At 66.1% G+C, this 24,507-nt stretch carries 23 protein-coding genes and 1 pseudogene; 11 read left to right on the top strand and 13 right to left on the bottom strand.

What is annotated here, in order from left to right:
• Positions 1-10: 10 nt before the first annotated feature.
• The gene (locus QX051_RS10930) at positions 11-199 is read left to right on the top strand and encodes a hypothetical protein (protein WP_315776109.1); all 189 of its coding nucleotides are present in this window, start codon (positions 11-13) and stop codon (positions 197-199) included.
• Positions 200-235: 36 nt separating this feature from the next.
• Here QX051_RS10930 and QX051_RS10925 read toward each other — a convergent pair whose 3' ends face one another.
• From QX051_RS10925 to QX051_RS10910, 4 genes are all read right to left on the bottom strand, one after another.
• Positions 236-1,198, bottom strand: a complete 963-nt coding sequence (locus QX051_RS10925; protein ID WP_315776108.1) for an alpha/beta hydrolase — start codon at positions 1,196-1,198, stop codon at positions 236-238.
• Between the two features lie 49 nt (positions 1,199-1,247).
• On the bottom strand, positions 1,248-1,805 hold the full coding sequence (locus tag QX051_RS10920; protein WP_315776107.1) for a TetR/AcrR family transcriptional regulator: 558 nt from the start codon (positions 1,803-1,805) through the stop codon (positions 1,248-1,250).
• Between the two features lie 126 nt (positions 1,806-1,931).
• On the bottom strand, positions 1,932-3,104 hold the full coding sequence (locus QX051_RS10915) for a winged helix-turn-helix domain-containing protein (protein WP_315776106.1): 1,173 nt from the start codon (positions 3,102-3,104) through the stop codon (positions 1,932-1,934).
• A gap of 74 nt (positions 3,105-3,178) precedes the next feature.
• The gene (locus tag QX051_RS10910; RefSeq protein ID WP_315776105.1) at positions 3,179-3,409 is read right to left on the bottom strand and encodes a hypothetical protein; all 231 of its coding nucleotides are present in this window, start codon (positions 3,407-3,409) and stop codon (positions 3,179-3,181) included.
• 380 nt (positions 3,410-3,789) lie between these two features.
• Here QX051_RS10910 and QX051_RS10905 point away from each other — a divergent pair, with 380 nt between their 5' ends.
• Positions 3,790-4,440, top strand: a complete 651-nt coding sequence (locus tag QX051_RS10905; protein WP_315738410.1) for an OmpA family protein — start codon at positions 3,790-3,792, stop codon at positions 4,438-4,440.
• A 66-nt stretch (positions 4,441-4,506) separates the two neighbouring features.
• On the opposite strand, the gene QX051_RS10900 is transcribed toward QX051_RS10905, so the two are convergent.
• Positions 4,507-5,835: a phospholipid carrier-dependent glycosyltransferase gene (locus tag QX051_RS10900; protein WP_315776104.1), complete on the bottom strand. Its 1,329-nt coding sequence runs from the start codon at positions 5,833-5,835 to the stop codon at positions 4,507-4,509.
• A gap of 139 nt (positions 5,836-5,974) precedes the next feature.
• On the opposite strand from QX051_RS10900, the gene QX051_RS10895 reads away from it, so the two are divergent.
• The 5 genes and pseudogenes from QX051_RS10895 to QX051_RS10875 form a co-directional block, all read left to right on the top strand.
• The gene (locus QX051_RS10895) at positions 5,975-6,676 is read left to right on the top strand and encodes a FecR domain-containing protein (RefSeq protein ID WP_315776103.1); all 702 of its coding nucleotides are present in this window, start codon (positions 5,975-5,977) and stop codon (positions 6,674-6,676) included.
• 35 nt (positions 6,677-6,711) lie between these two features.
• On the top strand, positions 6,712-7,839 hold the full coding sequence (locus QX051_RS10890) for a hypothetical protein (protein ID WP_315776102.1): 1,128 nt from the start codon (positions 6,712-6,714) through the stop codon (positions 7,837-7,839).
• A 152-nt stretch (positions 7,840-7,991) separates the two neighbouring features.
• Positions 7,992-9,425, top strand: coding sequence for an MATE family efflux transporter (locus tag QX051_RS10885; RefSeq protein ID WP_315776101.1), 1,434 nt, complete (start codon positions 7,992-7,994; stop codon positions 9,423-9,425).
• A 283-nt stretch (positions 9,426-9,708) separates the two neighbouring features.
• Positions 9,709-10,938, top strand: a complete 1,230-nt coding sequence (locus QX051_RS10880) for a Tad domain-containing protein (RefSeq protein WP_315776100.1) — start codon at positions 9,709-9,711, stop codon at positions 10,936-10,938.
• A gap of 424 nt (positions 10,939-11,362) precedes the next feature.
• Positions 11,363-11,464, top strand: a pseudogene (locus tag QX051_RS10875) (GTP-binding protein); the annotation flags it as partial.
• Between the two features lie 176 nt (positions 11,465-11,640).
• Here QX051_RS10875 and QX051_RS10870 read toward each other — a convergent pair.
• Positions 11,641-12,159 (bottom strand): cupin domain-containing protein, encoded by a 519-nt coding sequence (locus QX051_RS10870; protein ID WP_315717363.1) that lies wholly within the window; start codon positions 12,157-12,159, stop codon positions 11,641-11,643.
• Positions 12,160-12,308: 149 nt separating this feature from the next.
• Here QX051_RS10870 and QX051_RS10865 point away from each other — a divergent pair, with 149 nt between their 5' ends.
• Complete coding sequence (locus QX051_RS10865) at positions 12,309-12,524, top strand: CsbD family protein (RefSeq protein WP_315738416.1); 216 nt, start codon at positions 12,309-12,311, stop codon at positions 12,522-12,524.
• 364 nt (positions 12,525-12,888) lie between these two features.
• Here the strand turns inward: QX051_RS10865 and QX051_RS10860 are convergent, their stop codons facing one another.
• Together QX051_RS10860 and ggt are read right to left on the bottom strand one after the other, a co-directional pair.
• Positions 12,889-13,347 carry an FKBP-type peptidyl-prolyl cis-trans isomerase gene (locus tag QX051_RS10860; RefSeq protein ID WP_409998083.1) on the bottom strand — a complete coding sequence of 153 codons (459 nt, stop codon included), beginning with the start codon at positions 13,345-13,347 and terminating at the stop codon, positions 12,889-12,891.
• Between the two features lie 870 nt (positions 13,348-14,217).
• Positions 14,218-15,804 carry a gamma-glutamyltransferase gene (gene ggt / locus QX051_RS10855; RefSeq protein WP_315776099.1) on the bottom strand — a complete coding sequence of 529 codons (1,587 nt, stop codon included), beginning with the start codon at positions 15,802-15,804 and terminating at the stop codon, positions 14,218-14,220.
• A 132-nt stretch (positions 15,805-15,936) separates the two neighbouring features.
• On the opposite strand from ggt, the gene QX051_RS10850 reads away from it, so the two are divergent.
• Together QX051_RS10850 and QX051_RS10845 are read left to right on the top strand one after the other, a co-directional pair.
• The gene (locus QX051_RS10850) at positions 15,937-16,716 is read left to right on the top strand and encodes a rhodanese-related sulfurtransferase (protein WP_315776098.1); all 780 of its coding nucleotides are present in this window, start codon (positions 15,937-15,939) and stop codon (positions 16,714-16,716) included.
• A complete protein-coding gene (locus QX051_RS10845) occupies positions 16,703-16,930 on the top strand; it encodes a SlyX family protein (protein WP_315776097.1) in 228 nt (75 codons plus the stop codon). The genes QX051_RS10850 and QX051_RS10845 overlap by 14 nt, the downstream gene beginning before the upstream one ends.
• 13 nt (positions 16,931-16,943) lie before the next feature.
• Here QX051_RS10845 and QX051_RS10840 read toward each other — a convergent pair whose 3' ends face one another.
• On the bottom strand, positions 16,944-18,854 hold the full coding sequence (locus tag QX051_RS10840) for a diguanylate cyclase (protein WP_315776096.1): 1,911 nt from the start codon (positions 18,852-18,854) through the stop codon (positions 16,944-16,946).
• Between the two features lie 170 nt (positions 18,855-19,024).
• The gene (locus QX051_RS10835) at positions 19,025-19,264 is read right to left on the bottom strand and encodes a hypothetical protein (protein WP_315738420.1); all 240 of its coding nucleotides are present in this window, start codon (positions 19,262-19,264) and stop codon (positions 19,025-19,027) included.
• A gap of 182 nt (positions 19,265-19,446) precedes the next feature.
• Between QX051_RS10835 and hemE the strand changes: the two genes are divergently transcribed.
• On the top strand, positions 19,447-20,493 hold the full coding sequence (gene hemE, locus QX051_RS10830; RefSeq protein ID WP_409998082.1) for a uroporphyrinogen decarboxylase: 1,047 nt from the start codon (positions 19,447-19,449) through the stop codon (positions 20,491-20,493).
• A 4-nt stretch (positions 20,494-20,497) separates the two neighbouring features.
• On the opposite strand, the gene hemC is transcribed toward hemE, so the two are convergent.
• The 3 genes from hemC to QX051_RS10815 all read right to left on the bottom strand — a co-directional run bounded on the left by hemC (position 20,498) and on the right by QX051_RS10815 (position 24,392).
• The gene (hemC, locus tag QX051_RS10825; protein WP_315738421.1) at positions 20,498-21,475 is read right to left on the bottom strand and encodes a hydroxymethylbilane synthase; all 978 of its coding nucleotides are present in this window, start codon (positions 21,473-21,475) and stop codon (positions 20,498-20,500) included.
• 15 nt (positions 21,476-21,490) lie between these two features.
• Positions 21,491-23,116, bottom strand: a complete 1,626-nt coding sequence (locus tag QX051_RS10820; RefSeq protein ID WP_315776095.1) for a choline dehydrogenase — start codon at positions 23,114-23,116, stop codon at positions 21,491-21,493.
• A gap of 97 nt (positions 23,117-23,213) precedes the next feature.
• Positions 23,214-24,392: an acetate/propionate family kinase gene (locus tag QX051_RS10815; protein ID WP_315776094.1), complete on the bottom strand. Its 1,179-nt coding sequence runs from the start codon at positions 24,390-24,392 to the stop codon at positions 23,214-23,216.
• Positions 24,393-24,507: the final 115 nt, after the last annotated feature.

Raw genomic sequence — 24,507 nt, 5'->3', positions numbered from 1 at the left:
ACATTGATAGTTGAAGGCGGTGTTGAGCATCGGTCGTGGCAAGTCAATCGGAAAACCTGACATCCCACAGCCCGTCGGCGCATCGCGGGGGCGCGGCGCGCGCATGACGCCCTCCTCGCCCGAGATGCTCATCCGCGTCGTCGGCATCCTGCTCGGCATCTGGATCGACCGGATCGCGACGCGGCCTGCTTGGGCATAGGCCTGCCAACGGCAAGCCGCGATATCAACCGAAAGCTCAGATCGGCCCCGCGCCGGCGCGGCTGAAGAAGGCGTTGAGCTCCTCGGCCAGAACGGCAGGCTGCTCTTCCGGAATGTAGTGGCCGCACGAGGAGACGGTGATGCCCTCGACGTGATCGGCGACCTCCCTGAGCGGCGCGGCCATGTCCACGATCGATCCCTGGTCGGCACCGACGGCGAGCACCGGCGGCTTCAGCTTGCCCCTTTGTTTCAGCTCGCGGTTCTGACGCGCGGACAGTGCGGCGGCACGATAATAAGCGAGCCCGGCGCGCAAGCCGCCGGCCTTGGTCAGCACGCGGGCGTATTCGTCGAGATCGCGTTCGGAGAACGCTTCGGGATTGGCACCTTTCCGGCGCAGGAACCAAGCGAGATAGTCGCGTTCGCGGCCGTGGATCAGCATCTCCGGGAGATCCGCGACGGCGTGGAACGCGAAGTGCCAAGTGCGCCACGCGCGGTCTGGCGCGAAGGGCAGCGCCTCGGGCAGGGTGACGCCGGGAATTCCTGCATCGAGCAGGGCCAGGCTGCGCACCTCGGCTTCGAACAGCGCCGCATAGGGATAAGCCACCCACGCACCGATATCGTGGGCCACCAGATGATAGCTGGTGACGCCGAGTTGCTGCAGCAGCCGATGCACCGCCGTGGCCAGGGTCTGAGTGTCGTAGCCTTCGGCTGGCCGGTCCGAATCGCCCTGCCCGGGGAGATCCGGCGCAATGACCCGATAGCGCGACGCGAGCAGTGGCATGACCTTGCGCCAGGCAAACCAGCTTTCGGGAAAGCCGGCGAGCAGCGCCACGACCTCGCCATCCGGCGGGCCACCGCTGACATAGTGCAGCCGAAGGCCATCGACGGTCTCGAAGCGGTGGGTAAAGCCCGGCAACGACGCATCGGCGCGACCGAACGGCTCGGCCGCGACCAGCCGCGACGGACTTTTGGCAGAGATGGCACTCATCAACTCGGTCATGGATCATCCTCCTAATTATAGAACAACTGTTTCCTATTTAGACACGACATCACGCGAACAAGGCGGCAGCCTGGTCTGCCACGGCCATCATCTCGCTCCTCGTGCGCCCTGTCTTGCCGACCACCCGAAATCCCTGGATCACGCAGAACAAGGCTCGGGCCACGACTTCCGCGTCGAGATCCGGCCGGATCGATCCATCCGCCTGGCCCAGCCTGATCAGGTCGCGCAACAGGGTCTCGACCCGCCGTAACGCTCCGCGGACCTTGGCAGCGGCCTCCGCATCCAAGGTGGCGAGTTCGGCCGCGCTGGTCACGACGAGGCAGCCGCGCCGGCCTTCGCTGTCGCTGGCGGATTCCGCGTAGAACTGCAGCAAGGCCTCCAGCTTGTCGCGGCCGCTGGGCTGCGCATCGATGCGCTCGCGCACCTGCTGGTCGCGGCGCGCGATGTAATGATCCAGCGTCGCCAGAAAGATCGCGCGCTTGTCCGCGAAGGCCTTGTAGAGGCTGCCGGTGGCGAGCTTCATGGCCGCGCGCAGTTCGGCCAAGGACGCGGCGTGGTAGCCGCGCTCGCTGAAGACCACCAGGGCCTTGTTCAGGGCGGTGTCCATATCGAACTCGCGCGGCCGACCGGGCCCGCGGCGCTCGGATGAATCCTGTTGCGACCTCGTCATTCCTCCTTTTAGGAAACATTCGTTTCCAAATCAAGAGCACTGAGCGGATCTCCGACGACCAGGTCAGTCTCCAAGCTGAAAGCGCTGGAACCGGTGCAGCTCGTCCTCGATGGTCCGCTTCAGCGCCTTGCGCCGGTCGCCGCGCGCCGCCTTGCCCTCGCCGACCCAGCTCCATTTCTGCATCAGGAGCTTGCCGTTCTGGCGGTCGGTCTTGAGATCGAGCGCGGCGACGATCTCGTCGCCGACCAGCACCGGCAGCGCGAAATAGCCGAACAGGCGCTTGTCCTTCGGGACATAGGCCTCGAAGCGATGATCATAGTCGAAGATCGCCTGCGTCCGCTTGCGCTGGATGATGAGCGGATCGAACGGCGACAGGATGTGCACGCGCTCGGAGCTGATGTCGATCGGCTCCTCCAGCGCGGCCGGCGTCGCCCAGTGCTCCTGCCTGCCGGCGCCCTCCAGCGTCACCGGCACGAGCTCGCCGCGCCGGACCCTGGCATCGATGACCCGGCGCACCGCGGCCTTGCTTGGCGCATTGAGATGGCAGAGCGAATCGAGGCTCACGACGCCTTGGGCGCGCAAGCCGCGGTCGAGCAGATAGGCTGCGATCTCGCGATCGTTGGCGCCCTTCGGCAGCCGTTGCCAGCCGAAATGCCGGGCGGTGAGGTCGTAGGTCTTGAGCATGCCGTCGCGGCCCGACACCGTCAGCACGCCCTCGTAGAAGCCGAGCTGCAGCGCGCGCTTCGACGGCTTGCGGCTGGCCCAGGCGTGGTCCTTCTCGCGCAGCACGTCGTCGTCGATGTCGCGGATCGTCAGCGCGCCGCCTTGGCGGATCAGCCGCATGACCTTGCGCGTATCCTCGGGCTTCACGGTCTGCAGCCAGCGATGGCCCTCGCGGCGGTAGCGGCGCATCGCCGGAACGAAGTAGCGGAAGTCGTGCAGCGGGATGTAGGACAGCGCGTGGGTCCAATATTCGAAGACGGTCTTGTCGGTGCTCTGCGCCTGCCTGAGATCGGCGCGGCGATAGGCGGGAATGCGGCTGAACAGGATGTGGTGATGGCAGCGCTCGATCACGTTGATGGTGTCGATCTGCACATAGCCGAGATGAGCAATGGCGGCGGCGACCGCCTCGGGGCCCGCGCCGAACGGCGCCTCAGCATCGAGCCGCTGCGCGCGCAGCCAGATGCGGCGCGCCTGCGGCTTGGAGAGCGGGATGGGCGTGGGGACAGCGGGCATGCCGCGCAATGGTGCGAGATTCGCCCCCGCTCCCGCAACGGCAAATCAGGCCGGGGAGATCCCCTTGCGGAACCTCAAGGCTTGGCCTTGTCCGGAATGCTGCCGGTGGCGATCTCGGCCTTGCAGCTGGCGCGGCCGGGATCGGGCGCACGGCACTTGTAGATGCGGCCGGTCAGGCGGTCGACCAGCCAGGCCGTATCCTCGGAGGGACTTTCCAGGCCGACATAGCGGTTGCCGACCGCGGTGATCAGCGTCGACAGCAGGATCGATGCCGCAATGATGCCAGCCCCGATCAGCGTCGACATGGAACCGGCTGATCCCGTCTGATCCTGACTGCTCGCCCGATGGGACTGATAGTCGCGCCTGTGCGATGGGTTGAACACGGCTTTGCTTTTCTGTTCGCGTTTCTTTGACTACGAATCCACTCGCCGTTCGCGTCCTTCAGGTTTGCGATTTTTTCCCGGCGAACGCTATCCGGTAGAGCCGCATCTGGCCGATTTGTTGTTCGCGGACCGGCCACCTGCCGATCGCTTTGCGGCAGCGCGCGGCGCGTCTCGCGGACCACTCGCCCCTCAAGGGCCGCCCGGTCCGGCAACGTGACGTCGATCACATTTGATGCTTTGAACCCGTTCTATCGTTCACGCATCCAATGGCCATAGGGCATGACGACCCGAGGATGACGACGATGACCCCATATTTTGGACGTTTTGCAGTTCAGGCGGCGGCGTTCTCCGCGATGCTGGCGATCGGCGCAGGCACCGCCCTCGCCGGCGAGGCCGTGTCGGCCGACAAGATCCTCAACGCGCTGAAGCCGAAGGCCGTGACGCGCGGCATTTCGGTCGGACCGCAGGCGACCCCGCAGGCCGACGCGGCAGCGCAGGCGAAGCAGGCGGCCTTCATCGACAGCATGCGCAACCGCAAGACCCGCTCGCTGTCGCTCGGCGAGCGCGAGCAGATCGCCGAGATCGCGGCGACCAAGCCCAAGATCGATCTCGAGATCCAGTTCGACTACAACTCGGCCGAGATCAGCAAGGCCTCGATGCCGGCCGTGCAGGAGCTCGGCAAGGCGCTGTCCGATCCGAACCTGAAGGGCTCGACCTTCGTGGTTGCCGGCCACACCGATGGCATCGGCAGCGACGGCTTCAACCAGGATCTCTCCGAGCGCCGTGCCGACACCATCAAGCGCTATCTGGTCGAGAAGTTCGCCCTCGCCGGCCAGGACCTCGTCACGGTCGGCTATGGCAAGACCAAGCTCAAGGACGCGGCCAATCCGGCCGATCCGCTCAACCGGCGGGTCCAGGTCGTCAACATGGACACCAAGACCGCGGCGAAGTGAGCGCTCCGCCGCGCATCGCCCCGCCCGCCCACGGTCCCTGGCGGACGGGGCGCTTTTTGTCCGGATTCAGATCCAGCTCTGGAACAGCATCAGCCGGGTGAAGGTCTGCATCGTCGTGCCGATGAAGGCGGCGCTGACCGGCAGCATCGCGACGAAGCCCAGCACCACGACGGCGACATAGCTCAACAGCACCCAGCGCGGCCAGCGGGTCAGCACATGGACGAGCGCGAGGCTCGCCAGCGTCGCCGACGGCAGGTAGTAGTAGATGAAGCTCAGCGCGCGCGGCAGCAGCGCCCAGGGCAGATAGCAGCCGAGATAGAACGCCAGGATCAGGAACGCCGCCGCGCTGCGCGTCGCGATGAAATCCCGGACGCAGATGCCGAGCGCGGCAAGTGCCGGCCACAGCACCAGCGGATTGCCGAGCAGCACCACCGCGGCGATGTCGGTGTCGCTGGTCTTGTCGAACAGGAACCAGACCGGACGGACCAGCAACGGCCAGGTCGGCCACGCGCTCATGTAGGTATGGCCGGCGATCGCCGTGGTGACGCTGTCGGCGAAGATGCGCCGCTGCGCTTCGAAGATGCCGATGACGGACAGGCCATGCAGCGGGACGAAGGTCGCGAGATAGCAAACGGCCGGCATTGCGACGAGGCACAACACGATCTGCAGCCAGCTCAGTTGCGGCCATTGCTCGGGCCGATACCAGTCGGTCGGCTCGCCATCGCCGAACGAGGTCTGCCAGTGCTGCAACAGCTTGATGAGACCGACGATGAGAAGCGCCGTCAGCAGCGGAAACAGCCCGCTCCATTTGCAGGCGATCGCAAGGCCGAACAGCGCGCCCGCCAGCGCGAACACGACCTGCGGCCGGCGCTGCCTGAACGAAAACAGAAAGGCCGCGATCCCGAGCAGGCTGAAGGCGAGTGCGCCGATGTCGAGCATCGCGATGCGCGCCTGCACGAACAGCATCTGGTTGAAGGCCGCGAGCAGCGCCGCTGCGATGGCAGGCCATTGCGCCGCGAACAGCGCCAGGCCGCACAGATAGATCGCGGCAACGGCGAGCCCGCCGAGCACGGTACCGGGATAGCGCCATGCGAAGGCGTTGTCGCCGAACGTCCTGATCGACAGCGCAATCAGCTCCTTGGCGAGCGGCGGATGCATCGGGTTGAGCTGCGGCGTCGCCGGCGACAGTCCCAGCATCTGCCGCGCCGCCGGCACGTAATGCACCTCGTCGAAGACGAATTTCGGCGGCGAGGCGAGCCCGATCATCAGCACGACGTGCGCGATCGCGAAGATCAGCAATGCCGTCATCACACAGCGGCGGACCGACAGAGCGCCATCCTGCGCAACCTCGCCGTCCTCGTCGTCGTCATCCCGGCGAGCAGCAGATACCTTCATGGGCCTCCGCGTTGAACTGATCTCACGGTGGCGGCAACTAACCACCGAACGGTCATCGAGGCAAACTTGTGCCCATTTTACAACAACCCCGCGCGCCGTCTTCGGCTAGATTGAGCAGGAAACAATCTTCGGTGTGGATATGAGTCTGCGTCGCCGAATCTCTGTCGCTGCGATCTCGGCGGCCGCCCTGCTGGGCGTCGCGGGCGGCGCAAGCGCCGACGGCCGCATCGGCGAAGCCGTGCTGGTGCAGAAGGACGTGCTGCGCGTGGCAGGCGCCTCGAGCAGCCCGATCAGCGTCGGCGACGGCGTCGTGCGCAACGAGACCGTGCGCACCGGCAATGACAGTGCCGCGCGGCTCGTCATGATCGACAGCACCAATCTCTCGCTCGGCGCCAACGCCACCCTGACGCTCGACCGCACCGTCTTCAACGACGAGACCAGCTATCGCGACATCGCGATCCGGCTCGGCACCGGCGCGTTCCGCTTCGTCACCGGCCATTCCGAGAAAACCGCCTACAAGATCAACACGCCGCTGGCGACCATCGGCGTGCGCGGCACCATCCTCGACATCAGGTCGCAGCGCGGCCAGACCATGGTCGTGCTGCAGGAAGGTGCTTCGCGGGTCTGCACCCTCACCTTCCAATGCCTCGAGCTGACGCAGCCGGGCGACACCGCGATCATCACCGCGACCGGCCAGGGCCGAAGCGCGATCAAAAAGACCGGCAATCCGTCGTGGAGCTTTGCCGCCACCTGCGCGTCGACATCGGGCCTCTGCACGGTCACCGATCTCGCCAGCAATGCGCCGCCGCAGGACTTCACCGGCATCCTGTGCGGGCGGTGACGATGAGAACGCGCCGCAGTCAGCTTGCTGTCCTGATGACCGCCATCGCCGGCGGGCTGCTCGCGCTCGCCCTGCAGGCCGCGCCGGCCGCCGCGCAGAGCAGTTGCGAGGTGGACAATTTCGCGGCGGCGCTGTGCCCGACCGCGTCGCCGTCGCCGACCTCCTCGCCCACCGCAACGCCCACGCCGTCAGCCACGCCGACATCGACCTCCAGCCCGACGCCGACGCCCTCGCCCTCGATCTCGCCGACCCCGTCGCCGACGCCCACCGGCGCGGGAAACAGCGCGAACGCGATCAACGGCCTCGCCGACCAGCGCTTCAACCAGATGATCACCAACCGCGTGCTCGGGCTGGTGCTGCTCGGCGTCAACGAGCAGGTCAACTGCAACGACTGCGTCAGCGCGTTCGGCGCGGCCGGCTCGTTCTCGGCCGGCATCCATGGCCGCAAGCAGCTCACCAACAATCTGGCGCTGCTCGCCGGCCTCGCCTACACGCACTACGACGAGAACGGCTACCATGTGACCTCGGCGCCGATCGGCGCCTTCGCGCTGCGCTACGACTTCACCGATTGGGGCTCGTCGCGGCCGTTCTTCGACGTCGGGACGATCCTGACGCCGTATGAGCGCGTGCGCTACGGCCGGAGCTATGCGACGAGCCTCGGTAACGTCACGGTGGACGGCACCACCACGGCGTCGAACTACGCGGTCTATGGCCGCGCCGGCTGGATCAGTCGGTTGTCGCCGCGCGACGAGCTCGCGGCGTCGGTCGAGCTGTGGCAATTGTGGCAGCACGTCGCCGGCTATCGCGATCCCGCGCTCGCCTTCAACCCGTTCGATGCGACGATCGCCGGCGGCACCGACCGCACCAGCCTGGTCAAGGTCGGCGGCCAATGGACCCACCTGTTCGGCTCCAGCATCGAAGCCAACATCAATGGCGGCTACGTCCAGTCGTTCGCGACCAGCTCCGGCATCGTCGCCACCGTCACCGGCAACGGCACGGTGACGCCGACCATGGGCAACCAGGGCTGGTTCGAATATGGTGGCCGACTCGGCTTCCGCCTGCCGCAAGGCTGGATCGCCGATCTGTTCGTCAACGGCACGCTCGGCCCGCAGCCGGTCGGCAACACCATCCACGGCGGCGTCGGCCTGCGCGTCCATTATTAGCGGCTGGCCCGGCGCCGAGCGGATCACCCTCGCTCCGTCAAAATTTCATGATCGGCCTGCGCTCGGGTCGCCTTGACCCGCGCCCGCCGGCGGACCTATTGAATGATAATCATCATTTAAACGCGATGGTTCGCTAGGCGCGCGGAGATCCGATGGACGTTTCCACCCAGGCGACCACCGAAGCCCGGCCCGGTGTTGCGGCGGCGCCGTTCGAGCCGGCCCCGGCTCCGCCGCGCGCCAAGGCCGCGTCGGTCCGCACGGCATTGCTCTCCGGCCCGGTGCTGCCGGCGCTGTTCCGGTTGGCGCTGCCGACCATGACCGTGCTGGTGGCGCAAACCGCGGTCAACGTCGCCGAAGCGTATTACGTCGGCTTCCTCGGCACCGATGCGCTGGCCGGCGTCGCACTGGTGTTCCCGATCTTCATGCTAATGACGATGATGTCCAATGGCGGCATCGGCAGCGGCGTCTCCTCGGCGGTGGCGCGCGCGGTCGGCGCCGGGCACAACGCCGATGCCGATGCCATCGCCTTCCATGCCATCGTTCTGGCGGTGATCGCCGGCGGCCTGTTCACGCTTGCGACCGCCCTGTTCGGCCCGGCGCTGTACCATGCGCTCGGCGGGCGAGCCGGCGCTCTGGAGGCGGCGCTGCGCTACTCCAACTATCTGTTCGCCGGCGCCGTCCCGGTGTGGATCGTCAATCTGCAGGCGGCGGCGCTGCGCGGCGCCGGCAATGTGCGGGTGCCGGCGCTGGTCACCCTGGTCGGCGCGCTGGTCATGATTCCCGCCTCGCCGCTGCTGATCTTCGGCATCGGCCCGCTGCCGGGGCTCGGGATCGCCGGCGCGGGCATCGCCTTCGGCCTGTATTACTGCGGCGCCATGCTGGTGCTGGTGCGCTACATGACCTCTGGCCGCTCCAGCCTGCATGTGCGCGTTGCGCGGCTACAGGGCCGGCTGTTCGCCGACATCCTGAAAGTCGGGCTGCCGACCGCGCTCAACGCGGTCATGGTCAATCTCACCGTCATCCTGGTGACCGCGCTCGCCGGCCGCTTCGGGACCTCCGAGCTCGCCGCCTACGGCATCGCCTCGCGGCTCGACTACATCATGATCCCGATCCTGTTCGGGCTGTGCACGGCCACCCTGACGATGGTCGGCATCAATGTCGGCGCCGGCCAGCGCGGCCGTGCGCGCCGCATCGCCTGGATCAGTGCCCTGGCGGGCGCAGCCCTGGTCGGGATCATCGGCCTGATCGTGGCGCTGCACCCGCCGCTCTGGCTCGGCCTGTTCAGCCGCGACGCCGGGGTTCTGCGCGAGGGCGCGACCTATCTGCGCACCGTGGCGCCGGCCTACGCCGCGCTCGGCTTCGGGTTCGTGCTGGCTTTTGCCGGCCAAGGCGCGGGGCACGTGCTGTGGCCGTTCGTCGGCTCCGCCCTGCGCGTGCTGATCGCGGCGGGCGGCGGCTACATCGCAATCATCATGCTCGGCGGCGGCATGGCCTCGCTCGCCGCGATGGTCACGCTGTCGCTCGTCGCCTACGCACTCGTTTGCAGCCTCGTTCTCTCGCCCCGGATCTGGCGCTCACCTCATTAGCGCTACGTCCACCGACGGGCGCAATCCAACCGCCTGCAACTCACGACAGTCACCGCCAAATACAGGCAATTCACGCGGCCACTACCAGTGAGTGGTGCGAACGGGCACCTCTCGCTGATCCGGCAAACAGACTGATAACCTTCGGCTCCCACCATTCCGTCCACGGGTTCCTTTATGGAACCGGATTCAGCATGCGGTAATGTCTGACCGCCACTTCCTTGCAGCAGGGGCTCGCATCCGCCGGCGTCGAGCCTCGGACAGCCATCAGCAGGAAGCGTTGCACATGACCGCATCGATTTCGTCGAAGACTCTTCGCGATCTGGCATGGAGATTTGGCCGCGCGAAGGATGGCCAGATCAGCATGATCTTCGCCATCACCATCATCCCCATCCTGGTGTCGGTCGGCGCCGCCGTCGATTTCGCCAAGTCCAGCGACACCAAGGCGCAGTTGCAGAAGTCGGTCGACGCCGCGGTCCTCGCCGGCGTGACCCAGGCCAGCGCGCAGCAGGTCTCGACCGCGAGCGCGGTGTTCTCGGGCAGCTTCAAAGGCCGGTTCGGCACCGGCACAACGGCGACCTTCACGCCCAACAGCGACGGCTCGCTGTCGGGCACCGCGACGACCTCGGTGAAGACCTCGTTCCTCAACGTGATGGGCACGACATCGCTCGGCGTGACGGCGTCCGCAACGGCCAAGGCCGGCGCGCAGACTACGTCGCCCGTGTGCATCCTGCTGGTCAGCACCATCAACGCGCAATCATTGCTGGTGAATTCCGGGGCCCAGCTCAATGCGCCGAGCTGCGAGATCCACGTGCTGTCGACGCAGAGCCCGGCCGCGATGTTCAACGCCACGCTCAACGTCAAGCGCATCTGCATTAAGGGCACCAATATCACCAAGAACGGCGGCGCCACTCCGCCGGCCGAGACCGGCTGCGCGGCGATCTCCGACCCATTTGCCGGCAAGCTGCCCGCCGTCACGGTGGGCGCGTGCACCACCAACAACAAAGTCTATGATCCCGGCTCGGTCACGCTCAGCCCCGGCGTCTATTGCGGCGCGACCAACTTCAACGGCTCCGGCACGCTGACGCTCAATCCGGGCCTCTACATCATCAAGGGCGGCGCGATGACCTTCAACTCGGGATGGACGGTGACCGGCAGCGGCGTCACCTTCTACCTCGTCGACCAGAACGCGACGCTCACCTTCAACGGCAACGTCAATGCGACGCTGTCGGCGCCGACCAGCGGCACCTACGCCAATATCCTGATGTACGAGCCGAGCGGCCTGTCGACGACGAACCTTCCGATCAACGGCACCAGCAGCTCGTCCTACACCGGCCTGATGTATCTGCCGAGCCGCAACGTCACCATCAACTCGGTCTCGACCATGAGCAGCAACAGCGTCACGATGGTGTTCAACACGCTGATCCTGAACCAGACCAACTGGGCGATCGCGCCCGGCGCGTTGTCGATGTCGGCGGCGAGTGGTCCGGCCGGCACGGCGTTCCTGTCGAGGTAGTTGCCATAGAGCCAATTCTCGTGAGTGCTGTTTCAGCGGCTTGTCGCCGGGACTGACGACCCGGCGAAAAGATATCAGCTCCTCTCTTAGGAGATGAAACGGAGCTGCATCCCGCCACCGATACTGCTTCCCCCTCCCCGTTCTTCACGGCAGAGGGAACGCGGTGTCGCTGGCGGCTGCAGCGTCGTTTCAGCAGTGCAAGGACTTCACCAGCTCACCAGAGCCGCTCGCGCCCTGCGTCTCGGCCGCCGCCTCTGCCGACTCCCCAAGCCGCCGCCGGCCCGCCCACTCACCTTCGTCGCCACTCCCTCCCCTTGACACCCTCCCCCGCTTCAGATGATGTTACGTTATAACATTGCATAAAGAGACTACATGCCCGCTCGCCGGCACCGACCCCTCCCCCTGAAGAGGCTGTTCGACCTCGATGCGCAAACTCCCCGTCACGGTCTTGTCCGGCTTCCTCGGGGCTGGGAAGACCACTTTGCTCAACCACATCCTGAACAACCGCCAGCGACTGAAGGTCGCGCCGCGCCAACGAGGCGGCCCGACCAGCCCGCATCCGAACCGAAAGTCCCCGGGTGCAACGAACCGCGAGACACACGCGCGACAGTCGCCCCTGCTTCGCGTGTGAGAGGGAAGGCGGTATAGCCGCTCCCTGCCCGGCGGAGCCGTCGCGAGACGGCTCCGCCATTTCCTTGATGGCTACGACTTCGACTCGGCGGGATCGCGGTGCACCGGGTCGATCCACAGCACCGTCTCGGGCTTCTCGACCGGCTCGATATCGATGTTGATCGCGACCGCCTCGCCGTCGCTGCGCACCAGCACGCATTCGAGCACTTCGTCCGGGCTCGCATTGATCTCCTGGTGCGGCACGTAGGGCGGCACGAAGATGAAATCGCCGGGACCGGCCTCCGCGGTGAACTGCAGCCGATCGCCCCAGCGCATACGCGCCTTGCCCTTCACGACGTAGATCACGCTCTCGAGATGACCGTGATGATGCGCCCCGGTCTTGGCGTCAGGCCTGATCGTGACCGTGCCCGCCCACAATTTCTGCGCTCCGACGCGCGCGAAGTTGATCGCCGCCTTGCGGTCCATGCCCGGCGTCGACGGCACGTTGGAATCGAGCTGATTGCCCGGAATGACGCGGACGCCGTCGTGCTTCCAGCGCTCGTCGCCGTGATCGTGGGAATGGCCGTGCGCGTGATCGTGAGAGCCTGACATGATTTCTTCTCGGGATTTCATCTGTTCGAGGGAACCAAGCCATTGTTAGCCGAAATGCCGCAGCGAAGCTATTCGCAGTTCCCCACGAACCATTCTGCATCGCGTGCGTTGGATCGGTGGAGTTCACACAAACAGCGGAGGACGAAGTCATGGGTGCCACCACCGACAAGATCAAGGGCGTCGCCAACGAGACCATCGGCAAGGCCAAGCAGGGCATCGGCGAAGCCACCGGCTCCGAGCGCCTGCAGGGCGAGGGTGCCGTGCAGGAAATCAAGGGCAAGGGCCAGCAGGCGCTGGGCGATGCCAAGAAGGCGACCAAGGACGCGGTGAACACCGCCGCCGGCGCCGCCAACAAGAATCTCTGAGCAGGATCGGCGCGGTCGCGGAGATCGCGCGAAGACGCTCCATATCAACTACAAGACCGGCCCCTCACGGGGCCGGTCTTTGCATCGTCGTTAGTTGACGATAGATGGCAACCATCAACCCGATTATTACAGCGCTCCAGCCGGCGCCCATGAATGCGCCCTTTCCCCTTGTGGGAGAGGGCATGTAGGACAGCGCCACAAGCTCGGTCGGGTGAGGGGTCTCTCTCCATGAGCGTCGCTCGCCGAGAGAGACCCCTCACCCCATTGTGTTCGCGGTTGGGCCCGTGATGCCCTCTCCCACAAGGGGAGAGGGCGCTGTATCGCGCAGCACGCTTGGTTGCCCTCCCGGCATCATTCGCGCGCCTTACTTCACGCCGAGCAGTTCGACGTCGAACATCAGCGTCGCGTTCGGCGGAATCACGCCGCCGGCGCCGCGGGCGCCGTAGCCCAGCTCGGGCGGAATGATCAGGGTACGCTTGCCGCCGACCTTCATGGTGGCAACGCCCTCGTCCCAGCCGGCGATCACGCGCTTCATGCCGATCGGGAATTCGAACGGCTCGTTGCGATCCACCGACGAGTCGAATTTCTTGCCCTTCTGGCCGTTCTCATACAGCCAGCCCGTATAGTGCATCACGCAGGTCTGACCGCGCGTCGGCGTGGCGCCGGTGCCTTCCTTGGTGTCGATGATCTGCAGTCCGGAGGGAGTGGTCATGGTCTTTCCTGTGGGTTTGGCGGAACTGGTCTGTGCCGAGACCGCGCGGGAGCCCAGCAAGACACCGGCCGCGGCCGATGCCGCCGCCATCAGCGCAACTCTTCTGTTCATCGGACGCCGCATGCTCCAGACCGCCTCTGCTCGTTCACGGGAGCCGCGGTTTAGCTCATGCGGGAGCGGCTGACCAGCCCGGCATCGACTTCCGAAAAAAATAATTCACTTGCGTATAATCGGAATTCATGATTATCTCCCCCGCATCCCGCCTCACCGCAGAGGGGCGTAGCGCGCGATCGTCACGACACGCGAGGTGGGATGCGATGGCCGCGTTGTTGCCGCAGCGTGTCTTCGGACGCGCCGACGAACGGCAGCTTGCGGACGTGAAGTCGCAGCGTCCTGATACCCCGATGCTGGTATCACGCGCAGTGCGCGCAAGCGCATTGTCGCAATGGTGGCCAACAAGCCCGGCGCACCAGGGAGACTGCGTATAAGCGTGAAGACCGTCGCGCAGGGAATGCCGGTTGAATCGGCTTTGCCTGTGGTACCTGCCGCCTGCATTTTTTTCGCAGGCGGGCCATGGGTGAGGCCTTCACCCGGCATTCCCTGCGCCCTCTGCATTTTGCAAGGGCCACGATGATCGCAGACCTCGGGCGTCCGTGCCGCGAGAACGAGACCGTGTGTCGATCGTTGTTTGAGCCGTGTATCCGCCCCATCCACCGCCGTCGTCCCGGCGCCGATCCGGGGCCCATACGCCGCGGCGGACGTGACGTGCGAGGAACTAACGGCTGGCCTGCCTCAAACCACTGCCTGGGGTTATGGGTCCCGGCGCAAGGCCGGGACGACAGCGGTGTGTGTGGATGCGGCTTGCGTAGCCACCATCGTCATTGCGTGGAGCGAAGCGACGAAGCAATCCGGGGTCACGATCGCCACTCTGATCGTTTCGCTGCGCTCGCGATGACGAACGCACGGAGGAATTCCGGCACCTCAATAGCCCAGCGCACAGCCGTCCTTGCGCGGGTCGGAGCCGCCGGTGAGCGTGCCCTTGTCCCAGTCGATCCAGATCGCCTGACCGCCGCCGAGCGGCGACACCACCTTGGCGGTCTTGTGGCCGATCTTCTGCAAGCCCTCGACCACCTCGGCCGGCACGCCGTCCTCGAGCTGATAGACGCCCTCGTAGTGCAGACCGCGCGCCATATCGATCGCTTCCTGCACGTCGCAGCCATAGTCGAGGATGTTGGTCAGCACGTGGGTCTGGCCGACCGGCTGATACTGGCCGCCCATGACGCCGTACGACATCTGGGCGCGGCCGGCCTTGGTGGCGAGCGCCGGGATGATCGTGTGCAGCGGACGCTTGCCCGGGCCGATGCAGTTCGGATGGCCCGGCTGGATGCGGAAGCCGCCGGCGCGGTTCTGCAGCAGCACGCCGGTCTCGTTGGAGACGATGGCCGAGCCGAACGAATGCGCGATCGAATTGATGAAGGAGCAGACGTTGCGGTCGCGGTCGACGACCGTGATGTAGACCGTCTCCGGATTCATCGGCGGCGCGACGTTCGGCAGGTCGAGCAGCTTGTCGAGGCTGATCTGCGAGATGTACTCGTCGGCGAACTCCTTGGCGAGGATGCTGGCGACCTCCGTCGTCATGTGCGCGGGATCGCCGATGTGCTGCTCGCGCATCATGTAGGCGATGCGCGCGGCCTCGGCCTCGAGGTGAAAGCGCTCGACGCTGAGCGGATCGATGCGCGTGAGGTCGAAGCGCGAGAGGATGTTGAGCATCACCAGCATGGTGATGCCCGGGCCGTTCGGCGGGCACTGCCAGACGTCGTAGTCCTTGTAGGTGGTGCCGATCGGCGAGGTCACCTCGGTCTGGTGGTTGGCGAAATCCTCCAAGGTGTGCAGGCCGCCGATGCCACGCAGCGTCTGCACCATGTCCTCGGCGACCGCGCCGGTATAGAAGCCCTTCGGCCCGTCCTTGGCGATGACGCGCAGGGTCTGCGCCAGCTCCGGCTGGCGGATCACGTCACCCACGGCAGCGGCCTTGCCATGCGGCAGAAAGTAGCGCGCGGTGTTGGTGCCGTTCTTGAGCTTCTCGAACTGGTTGTTCCAGTCGAACGCGACACGCGGCGCCACCACATAGCCGTCCTCCGCGGCGCGGATCGCGGGCTGCAGCAGCCGGTCGAGCCCGAGCCGGCCGTGGTCGCGCAGGATGCGGTCCCAGGCATCGATCGCGCCGGGCACGGAGACGGCATGAGCCGAGGTCAGAGGGACCGAATGGATCTTGCGCTCGAGAAACCAGTCCACGGTCGCGGCGGCGGGCGCCCGGCCCGAGCCGTTATAGGCCATGATCCGGCCTTCGCCCCTGGGTTGGACCAAGGCGAAGCAGTCGCCGCCGATGCCGGTCGATTGCGGCTCGATCACCCCGAGCAGAGCGCAGGCCGCCACCGCCGCGTCGGCTGCGGTGCCGCCGGCCCGCAGCACCTCGATCCCGGCCAGCGCCGCCTGCGGGTGCGAGGTGGCGATCATTCCGTTCTGGGCGTGGACCGTCGACCTGCCGGGGAATTGGAAGCTTCTCATCGTTGCTCGCTGCGTGATCGTTTGGTGGCTGGAATGCCAGTGCTGACCGGCTACATCGCACATTCCTTCCAGGCTCGGCAATGCCCGGGGATACCAGCTTTTCTATGGTCAGCTCTGCTGGTAAACGGCCGCATGCCCCTCGCCGTCGCCGCCTTCTATCAGTTCGTCGCCCTGCCGGATTTTCGCGACCTGCGCGCGCCGCTCCACGCCTTTTGCGCCGAGCGCGGCATCAAGGGCAGCGTCCTGCTGGCCGAGGAGGGCATCAACGGCACCGTGGCCGGGACCGAACCGGCAATTGCTGCTCTGGTAGGCGAGTTTCGCGACGGAACGCTGTTCGCCGGCCGGCTGGACAGTCTGGAGCTGAAATACTCGCGCGCCACGGCCATGCCGTTCCGGCGCCTCAAGGTGCGGCTGAAGCGGGAGATCGTCACGCTCGGCGATCCCGCCGCCAATCCGACCCGGCAGGTCGGGACCTATATCAGTCCCGCCGATTGGAACGCGCTGATCGCCGCGCCGGATACCGTCGTGCTCGACACAAGGAATGCGTTCGAGGTGGCGATGGGGACGTTCGAAGGCGCGGTCGATCCAGGCCTGCAGAGCTTCGGGCAGTTCAAGGATTTTGCGGAACGCGCACTCGATCCTGCGAGGCACAAGCGGATCGCGATGTTCTGCACCGGCGGCATCCGCTGCGAGAAGGCGAGCGCGCTGCTGCTGGCGCGCGGCTTTTCCGAGGTCTACCACCTCAAGGGCGGCATCCTGAAGTATCTCGAGGAGATCCCGGAAGCCGAGAGCCGCTGGCGCGGCGGCTGCTTCGTGTTCGACGAACGCGTCGCGCTCGGCCACGGTCTGCGGGAGCACAGCGCGGCTACGATCAAGGCAGTTCCGGAGGGCGCACGCGATGAGCAGCTCTGATCCATCCAACGCGGTGCTCGGCGAGCGAATCGACACGCTGGAGATGCGCCTCACCTTCCAGGACGACACGATCGAGACGCTGAACCAGACCATCACCGCGCAGTGGCGCGAGATCGATGCGCTGAAGCGCAAGATCGCCCTGCTGGTCGAGCGGCTCGAGGACGCGCAAAGCAATGCCGAGGGGCCGCGCAATGAGCAGCCGCCGCACTACTGATCGTGCGGCGATCTCAGGCCGGGACGGTCGCCGGCGCCTTGCCGGCGGGCAGATCGATCACCTCTCCGGCCATGATCAGGCGGTCGCGGCCGGCGTCCTTCGCGGCATAGAGCGCGCGGTCGGCCGCCTCGATCAGCGAGGCCGGGCCGGCCGATCGCTCGAAGCCCGGCCGGCACACTGCGCCACCGATGCTCGCGGTGACGATGCCCGCCGGGTTGTGATCGTGGACGATGCGGGCCTCGTGCAGTGCCCGCCTGATCCGCTCGCCGAGCCTGGCGCAGCCCCCGGCATCGGTGTTCGGCAGCAGGATGGCGAACTCCTCGCCGCCGTAGCGGGCCGCCAGATCCGAGCTGCGCTGCGCCTCGTCGGCGAGAATGCCGGCCACGGTGTGCAGGCATTCGTCGCCGGCCGGGTGGCCATAGGCGTCGTTAAAGGCCTTGAAGTGGTCGATGTCGATCATCAGCAGCGCCAGCGAAGTCTTGTCGCGGTAGGCCCTGCCCCACTCCTCCAGCAGCCGCTCGTCGAACCGGCGGCGGTTGGCGAGCCCGGTGAGACCGTCCTCGATCGCAAGCGTCTCGAGCCGTCCTTGCAGCGTCTTCTGCTGCGTCACGTCGCGGGTGACGGCGACGAAGCCGTCGAGCGCGCCGTCCGGCTGACGGGTGGCGCGGATCGTGGCCTCGACCCAGATCTCCGACTTGTCGCGGCGGCGCATGCGATAGGTTGCGCGTGCTTCGTCGACGGCCCCCCTCCTGAGCTGATCGAGGATCTCCTGCAACTGCGGGCGATCCAGCGGATGCACGCCGGAGAGCGCGCGCTTGCCCAGGAGCTGCGACGGGTGCCAGCCCAGCACGCGCATGGTCGAGGGCGAGACGTAGCCGATGCAGTCGTCCAGTTCGATCCGCGTCACGATGTCGCTGGAGCCTTCGGCGAGCAGCCGGAAGTTCTCCTCCTTTGCCGCCAGCGCCGCGGCAAGCTGCTGCCGCTGCAGCAACTGCTTCGCGAGGAAGATGCCGATCGCAATGACGAGCGCGACCAGACAGACCAGCACCGTGAGCCGAATCAGCGCATCACGCTTCCATTCGGCCAGGACCTCCGCCTCCGTGCGCGTCACCAGAATGAGGAACGGATAGCGCTGCGCGTGCTGATAGAACCCGATGCGTTCGGATGTTTCGCCGAGCCTTCGGAACTGCAACGGCCCCGACGCCGGATGATAGGGGATCGCTTCAAGTACGGGGCGCCCGACCGTCTGCGGGTCCGGTTCCGCATTGTCGGCGAGGACGGCTCCGTCACGGCTCATCAGGCTGATCGTCCCCTCACGACCGACGGCAAACTGACGGTAGAACTGAGCGAAATAGGCAACGTCGACGGTTGCCAGCACGACGCCGCCGAACCGGCCATCCGCGTGATTCCAGCGCCTCGACAGGGTGATGACCCATTGACCGCCGGCCCTGCTCTGCACCGGACGACCGATCAGCAGCGAGCGATCGGCCGAAATCCTGTGGTGTGCGAAGTAGTCGCGATCGGCATTGTTGTAGTTGGTGAGCGTGACATCCTCGGTGGTGGCAAGCCAGTCGCCGTTTTCGCCATAGGCGAAGATGCCCCGGATGCGGCCGAGATTGGCCTTCCTCGTCTTCAGGATCGTCTGCAGTCGGGCGATCGCACCGGGCTTGCCGTCATCGGTCTCGAGCGCGGCGACGACGCCGCGCAACAGCGAATCCGCAAGCTCGAAGGTATCCTCGACGTGCTGGGTGAGCGAGTGAGCGAGGTTGCCGAGATCGGTTTCGGCATTGCGCACCTCCGCCTGTCGGGACGTCCATTCGCCCCAGACGCTGTAAGCGAGAATCGCGACCGACACGAGCGCAAGCACGCCCGCCGCCCACATCGGCAGGCGGCTTCGATCAACTCTGGTCGCACCAACGTCCATTCCGCGGGACTCTCCGGACGCCGGGAGAGTCCCATGGACATCTTATCTAACCCTGAAATGCGGCGGGTCCGAAGGCGTCCGCGGCGCCCCGTAAGATTACGGCGTCTCCCGTACGACTACGGACAAACAGCGGCGGCGCCGCAGTCAAGGCGGGCGTTCAGCCTGTTAGTTCAGCGAACGAACACCGATCGCACCTTGTCCCAAAGCGATGGCGAATGGTCTCGGTCAACGTCGGCGTCGTCCTTCACACGGGTCGTCGAGGGCTGCTGCAGGCTCACCGGATCCGATGCCGGAAACGTGTCCATCAGTCCCTTGTCGAGCTGCGTTGCAGTCTTGCGGTCGAGACGCGCGGCTTCGCGGGGATCGACGGCGTGCTTGTCGTGCGGCGCAGGATTGAATTTCTCAGCCATGACCAATCTCCCTGTGGGACGACAACGCAGGGGCGAAGGACGTGTTCCCCTCGATGTGACGCCCTGCGACTGCGGGGACGCTCGCATCTCCCGCGACGCCCGAGCGGATATGACCTTGGCCGGAACCGCTTGGGCATGTATCACGGACGGTAAACTGTTCCCGAAGGTTGCGGAGCCCGAGCGTGAGTGAGACTGCCGTGAACAAGCCTTTCATCGACGTGCTGGCCGGTCAGCGGCAGAGCGGACCGCCGATCTGGATGATGCGGCAGGCCGGCCGCTATTTGCCGGAGTACCGCGAGGTCCGCGCCAAGGCCGGGGGCTTTCTCGATCTCTGCTTCAATCCTGAGCTCGCGGCCGAAGTCACGCTGCAGCCGATCCGGCGCTTCGGCTTCGATGCGGCGATCATCTTTTCGGACATTCTGGTGATCCCGCATGCGCTCGGCCGCAGCGTCCGCTTCGAGGTCGGCGAAGGTCCGCGGCTCGACCCGCTCGATACGCCGGAGAAGATCGCGACGCTGTCGGCGAAGGCAGACCTGTCGACGCTGGAAGCGGTGTTCGAGGCGCTGCGCCGTGTGCGGGCCGAACTGGCACCGAGCACCGCCCTGATCGGCTTTTGCGGCGCCCCGTGGACGGTTGCGACCTACATGGTCGCGGGCCAAGGCACACCTGATCAGGCGCCGGCGCGGCTGCTCGCCTATCGGCATCCCGATGCGTTCGGCAGAATCATCGATGCGCTGGTCGACAGCTCGATCGCCTATCTCTTGAAGCAGCTGGAGGCCGGTGCCGACGCGCTGCAGATCTTCGACACCTGGGCCGGGGTGCTGTCACCGCGCGAGTTCGCGCGCTGGTCGGTCGCGCCGACGCGACGCATCGTCGAGGGCGTCCGCAAGGCGCGGCCCGACGCCAGGATCATCGGCTTTCCGCGTGGCGCCGGCGCGCTGTTGCCGGGCTACGTCACCGAAACCGGAATCGATGCGGTCAGCATCGACTGGACGGCGGAGCCCGCCTTTATCCGCGAACGGGTGCAGAGCAAGGTGGCCGTTCAGGGCAATCTCGATCCGCTGGCGCTGATCACCGGTGGCGCGGCGCTCGACCAGGCGGTCGACGACGTGCTGGCGAGCTATGCCGGGGGACGTCACATCTTCAATCTCGGCCACGGCATTCTGCCGGAGACGCCGATCGCCCATGTCGAGCAGATGCTGGCGCGCGTCCGCGCCTACAGGGGATGACCGATCAACGCGGCCGGCTGCGCTCGATCAGCTCGGCCGCGCCGTTGGCAAGCAGCTCGAGCCCGACCGCCCGGCCGAGCTCGCGCGGACGATCCGCCGGCGCGGAGCGTTGCGCCTCGATGAAGCGGCCGCCGTCCTCGTCGAGCACCGAGGCGGTCAGCGTCAACTGTCCGCCGTCGATGGTCGAAAAGCCTGCGATCGGCGAGTTGCAATGGCCGTTGAGCACCCAAAGCACCTCGCGCTCGGCGTCGGCGCAGGTCCGCGCCGCCGCATCGTCGATGGTCGCTAGGATGCGCCGGGTTTCCCAATCCGACGCGGGGCACTCGACGGCGACGATGCCCTGCCCGACCGCCGGCAGCATGTCGGCGACCGGAAACTCGTAGGAGGCGCGGTCGGACAAGCCGACCCGCTCCAGCCCGGATCGTGCCATGATCAGGGCGTCGGCCGGCCCCACGGCGCCGCCGTCCGGCAGCCGCTGCAGCTCGCCATTGTCGAGCTTGCGGATGCGGGTGTCGGCCGCGCCGCGGAAATGGATCAGCTCGGCCTGCGGAAACAGCCGCCGCGCATAGGCGGCCCGGCGCACGGCATTGGTGCCGATCTTGAAGCCCCGGCCGCCATCCTTGCGAAATTCGTCGAGCGACAGCCCGCGCCGCAGCACCAGCACGTCGCCCGGCGGATCGCGCGACAGCAGCGCTGCAACCACCAGACCGGGCGTCTCCTCGTTGCCCGGCATGTCCTTCAGCGAGTGCATCGCTGCATGCAGCCGGCCGTCCAGCATGGCACGGCGGATTTCGGCCACGAACGCCCCACCCTTGCCGCCATGCGAGAGCAGCTTGCTGGTCTGGTCGGAATCGCCCGTTGTCTCGAACTTGACGATCTCGATGTCGAGCGACGGAATCGCAGCCTGCAGCCGGCGGGCGATCTCCTCCGTCTGCGCCAAGGCCATCGTGCTCTTGCGGGTGCCGATCCGGAAACGTGTCACGAACTCATTCCTGCGTCAGCGCGCGTCCTGCAAGATCATGTCGGAGGCCTTCTCCGCGATCATGATGACCGGCGCGTTGGTGTTGCCCGAAACCAGATCCGGCATGATCGAGGCATCGACCACGCGCAGGCCGTCGACGCCGCGCACGCGCAAGCGTTGATCAACCACGGCGACCGCATCGGTCCCCATCCGGCAGGTCGAGGTCGGATGGTAGATCGTGCTGCCGGTCTGCCGGCAATAGGCCAGGATGTCGTCATCGCTCACGATCTTGGACCCCGGATAGGCTTCATCCGAGACATACGGCCTCAGCGCCGGTGCCGCCAGGATTTTCCGCAGGATCCGGAGACCATCGATGTTGGCCCGCCGGTCGGTTTCACTGGCGAGATAATTGATGCGGATTTCCGGCGGCACCGTCGGATCCGCGCTCCTGATCCGCAGCGAACCGCGGCTTTCGGGCCTGAGCTGGCAGACCGAGGCGGTGAAGCCGGAGAAGGTGTGCAGCTTCTCGCCCATCTTGTCGGTCGAGAACGGGATGAAGTGGATCTGGATGTCCGGGCTCGCAAGCCGCGGATCGGTCTTGAAGAACGCGCCGGCCGTACCCGCCGCGATCGTCAGCGGACCGTTGCGGAAGGCCGCATAGCGTGCGCCGGCCAGCACCTTGCGCACGGGGTTGTTGACGATGTCGTTGAGCGTGATGCGCTGGCTGCAGCGCATCACGATGCGGACCTGCAGATGGTCCTGCAGGTCACTCCCGACACCGGGCGCATCAAGGACCACGTCGAGGCCGTGCTGCTTCAGCAGCTCGCCCGGACCGACCCCGGACAACTGCAGCAGTTGCGGCGAGTTATAGGCACCGCTCGACACCAGGATCTCTTTGCGAGCGCGGGCCGTCCGCATCCGGCCGCGCTGGCTGAACGTCACGCCGCACGCCCGGCGTCCCTCGAACAGGATGCGCTGGGCCAGCGCGTCGGTCTCGACGTGGAGGTTGCTGCGGCCGAGCGCCGGCCGCAGGTAGGAGACTGCGCTGCTGGCGCGCCGGCCATGGCGTGTGGTGGTCTGGAAGAAGCCCGCGCCCTCCTGGCTCTGGCCGTTGAAGTCGCCATTGAAGGGCAAACCGGCTTCGACCGCCGCCTTCACGAACGCTTCGGACAACGGGTCCTCGTGTCGCCAGTCGGACACCGGCAGCGGGCCGTCGACGCCATGATAGTCGTCGCCGCCGCGGGACTGATTTTCCGCCCGCTTGAAATAGGGCAGCACGTCGTCATAGCCCCAGCCGACATTGCCGCGCTGGCGCCAGCGGTCGTAATCCTCGTGCTGGCCGCGCACATAGAGCAGGCCGTTGATCGAGCTGGAGCCGCCGAGCACCTTGCCGCGCGGCTGGAACACGGAGCGGCCGTCGAGCCCGGGCTCCGGCTCGGTCTGGTACATCCAGTTGACGGATTTTTCCTTGAACAGCTTGCCGTAGCCGAGCGGAATGTGGATCCAGATGTTGCTGTCCTTCGGACCGGCCTCGAGCAGCAGCACCGTGTGCTTGCCGTCGCTGCTGAGCCTGTTGGCGAGAACGCAGCCGGCCGAGCCGGCACCGACCACGACGTAGTCGAACTCCATGTCCGCCTCACGCAACGCCACGCTGCCTTCCATCGCTTCCCCACCGGCCTTGTTGTTCTTTCATCCTCGATGATACCAAAACGCAAGGACATGCAAGCGGCAAATCAGCAGGTCTGGTCGGCCATCTCAGTCATTGCTGCCTAAGCAGGCGCGCGGCGTGCCGCGCGATCATCATTTCCTCATTGGTATTGACCACGCGCACGCGCACCTGCGACCGGTCCGAAGAGATCAAGGAATGGCTCGCACGATTGCGGCCGTCGTCCAACGCGATCCCGAGCCATTCGAAGCCTTCGCAGACGCGCTGGCGAATGCGCCATGCGTGCTCGCCGATGCCGCCGCAGAACACCACCGCGTCGATGCCCGAGAGGATCGCGGCCATGGCGCCGAGCTCGCGCCTGATGCGGTCGACAAAGTAGTCGATCGCCTGCCGGGCTTCCGGCGTGCCGGCTGCCTCCAATTCGCGCATGTCCTGCGACAGTCCCGACAATCCCTTGAGGCCCGAATGATTGTAGAGGAGATCGGTGACCGCCTCGGCGGTCATCCGCTTCTCCTGAAGCAGATAGAGGACGACGCCAGGGTCCAGCTGACCGCAGCGCGTGCCCATCGGCAGACCGTCGAGCGCCGTGAATCCCATCGACGAACCGATGCTCTGCCCATCCCGGATCGCACACATCGAGGCGCCGTTGCCGAGATGCATCACGACCACCCGGCCCTTCTCGTCGAGCGGAGCGATCTCCTTCAGTCGCGAAACGACGTATTCGTAGGACAGGCCGTGAAAGCCGTAGCGGCGGACGCCTTGATCATAGAGCTCACGCGGCAAGGCGTAGGTGTCATTGACCCAGGGGTGCGAGCGATGGAACGCGGTGTCGAAACATGCGACCTGCACGGCATCGGGAAAGGCGCGATGCGCGGCGCGGACGCCGGAGAGATTGTGAGGCTGGTGCAATGGTGCCAGCGGAATGAGCTTTTGCAGATCATTCAGAACATCGTCATTGACGACGATCGGCTGCGTGAAAGCGAGCCCGCCATGGACGACGCGATGACCGACGGCGTCGACTTCGGTGCGACCGATGGCGCGTTGCAGTACCTCGAGCACGACGCCGAGAGCCGCCTCGTGATCGGTGGCGCTCGCGGCATCGAGCCGTTCGTCAGCCAGCGCACCGTCCCTCAGCTTTGCTTCGAGATGCGGCGCCGCACTGCCAAGCCCTTCGATCTGGCCATGCACGGCCTCGACAAGCGCGGCATCTTCCTCGAACAAGGCGAACTTGATCGAGGATGAGCCGGAGTTGAGGGTCAGGATGTGTTGCATCGATGATGCCGCCTCGTGGAGAATGATGAACTGATAAACCGCAGAAAATACGAACTATTTCCGTGACGATCCGAAGACGAATAAAACGCTAGGTTGCATTCTGCCCTGAGCTTAC

It is taken from the genome of Bradyrhizobium sp. SZCCHNR1053, from assembly GCF_032381235.1.
GTDB lineage: Bacteria > Pseudomonadota > Alphaproteobacteria > Rhizobiales > Xanthobacteraceae > Bradyrhizobium.
This window is presented reverse-complemented; position numbering and strand designations above follow the sequence as displayed.

Bases quoted from the DNA above. Each gene is read 5' to 3' on its own strand.
- QX051_RS10925 (WP_315776108.1), bottom strand. From the start codon at position 1,198: ATGACCGAGTTGATGAGTGCCATCTCTGCCAAAAGTCCGTCGCGGCTG.
- QX051_RS10920 (WP_315776107.1), bottom strand. From the start codon at position 1,805: ATGGACACCGCCCTGAACAAGGCCCTGGTGGTCTTCAGCGAGCGCGGC.
- QX051_RS10915 (WP_315776106.1), bottom strand. From the start codon at position 3,104: ATGCCCGCTGTCCCCACGCCCATCCCGCTCTCCAAGCCGCAGGCGCGC.
- QX051_RS10910 (WP_315776105.1), bottom strand. From the start codon at position 3,409: ATGTCGACGCTGATCGGGGCTGGCATCATTGCGGCATCGATCCTGCTG.
- QX051_RS10905 (WP_315738410.1), top strand. From the start codon at position 3,790: ATGACCCCATATTTTGGACGTTTTGCAGTTCAGGCGGCGGCGTTCTCC.
- QX051_RS10900 (WP_315776104.1), bottom strand. From the start codon at position 5,835: ATGAAGGTATCTGCTGCTCGCCGGGATGACGACGACGAGGACGGCGAG.
- QX051_RS10895 (WP_315776103.1), top strand. From the start codon at position 5,975: ATGAGTCTGCGTCGCCGAATCTCTGTCGCTGCGATCTCGGCGGCCGCC.
- QX051_RS10890 (WP_315776102.1), top strand. From the start codon at position 6,712: ATGACCGCCATCGCCGGCGGGCTGCTCGCGCTCGCCCTGCAGGCCGCG.
- QX051_RS10885 (WP_315776101.1), top strand. From the start codon at position 7,992: ATGGACGTTTCCACCCAGGCGACCACCGAAGCCCGGCCCGGTGTTGCG.
- QX051_RS10880 (WP_315776100.1), top strand. From the start codon at position 9,709: ATGACCGCATCGATTTCGTCGAAGACTCTTCGCGATCTGGCATGGAGA.
- QX051_RS10870 (WP_315717363.1), bottom strand. From the start codon at position 12,159: ATGTCAGGCTCTCACGATCACGCGCACGGCCATTCCCACGATCACGGC.
- QX051_RS10865 (WP_315738416.1), top strand. From the start codon at position 12,309: ATGGGTGCCACCACCGACAAGATCAAGGGCGTCGCCAACGAGACCATC.
- QX051_RS10860 (WP_409998083.1), bottom strand. From the start codon at position 13,347: ATGAACAGAAGAGTTGCGCTGATGGCGGCGGCATCGGCCGCGGCCGGT.
- ggt (WP_315776099.1), bottom strand. From the start codon at position 15,804: ATGAGAAGCTTCCAATTCCCCGGCAGGTCGACGGTCCACGCCCAGAAC.
- QX051_RS10850 (WP_315776098.1), top strand. From the start codon at position 15,937: ATGCCCCTCGCCGTCGCCGCCTTCTATCAGTTCGTCGCCCTGCCGGAT.
- QX051_RS10845 (WP_315776097.1), top strand. From the start codon at position 16,703: ATGAGCAGCTCTGATCCATCCAACGCGGTGCTCGGCGAGCGAATCGAC.
- QX051_RS10840 (WP_315776096.1), bottom strand. From the start codon at position 18,854: ATGGACGTTGGTGCGACCAGAGTTGATCGAAGCCGCCTGCCGATGTGG.
- QX051_RS10835 (WP_315738420.1), bottom strand. From the start codon at position 19,264: ATGGCTGAGAAATTCAATCCTGCGCCGCACGACAAGCACGCCGTCGAT.
- QX051_RS10820 (WP_315776095.1), bottom strand. From the start codon at position 23,116: ATGGAAGGCAGCGTGGCGTTGCGTGAGGCGGACATGGAGTTCGACTAC.
- QX051_RS10815 (WP_315776094.1), bottom strand. From the start codon at position 24,392: ATGCAACACATCCTGACCCTCAACTCCGGCTCATCCTCGATCAAGTTC.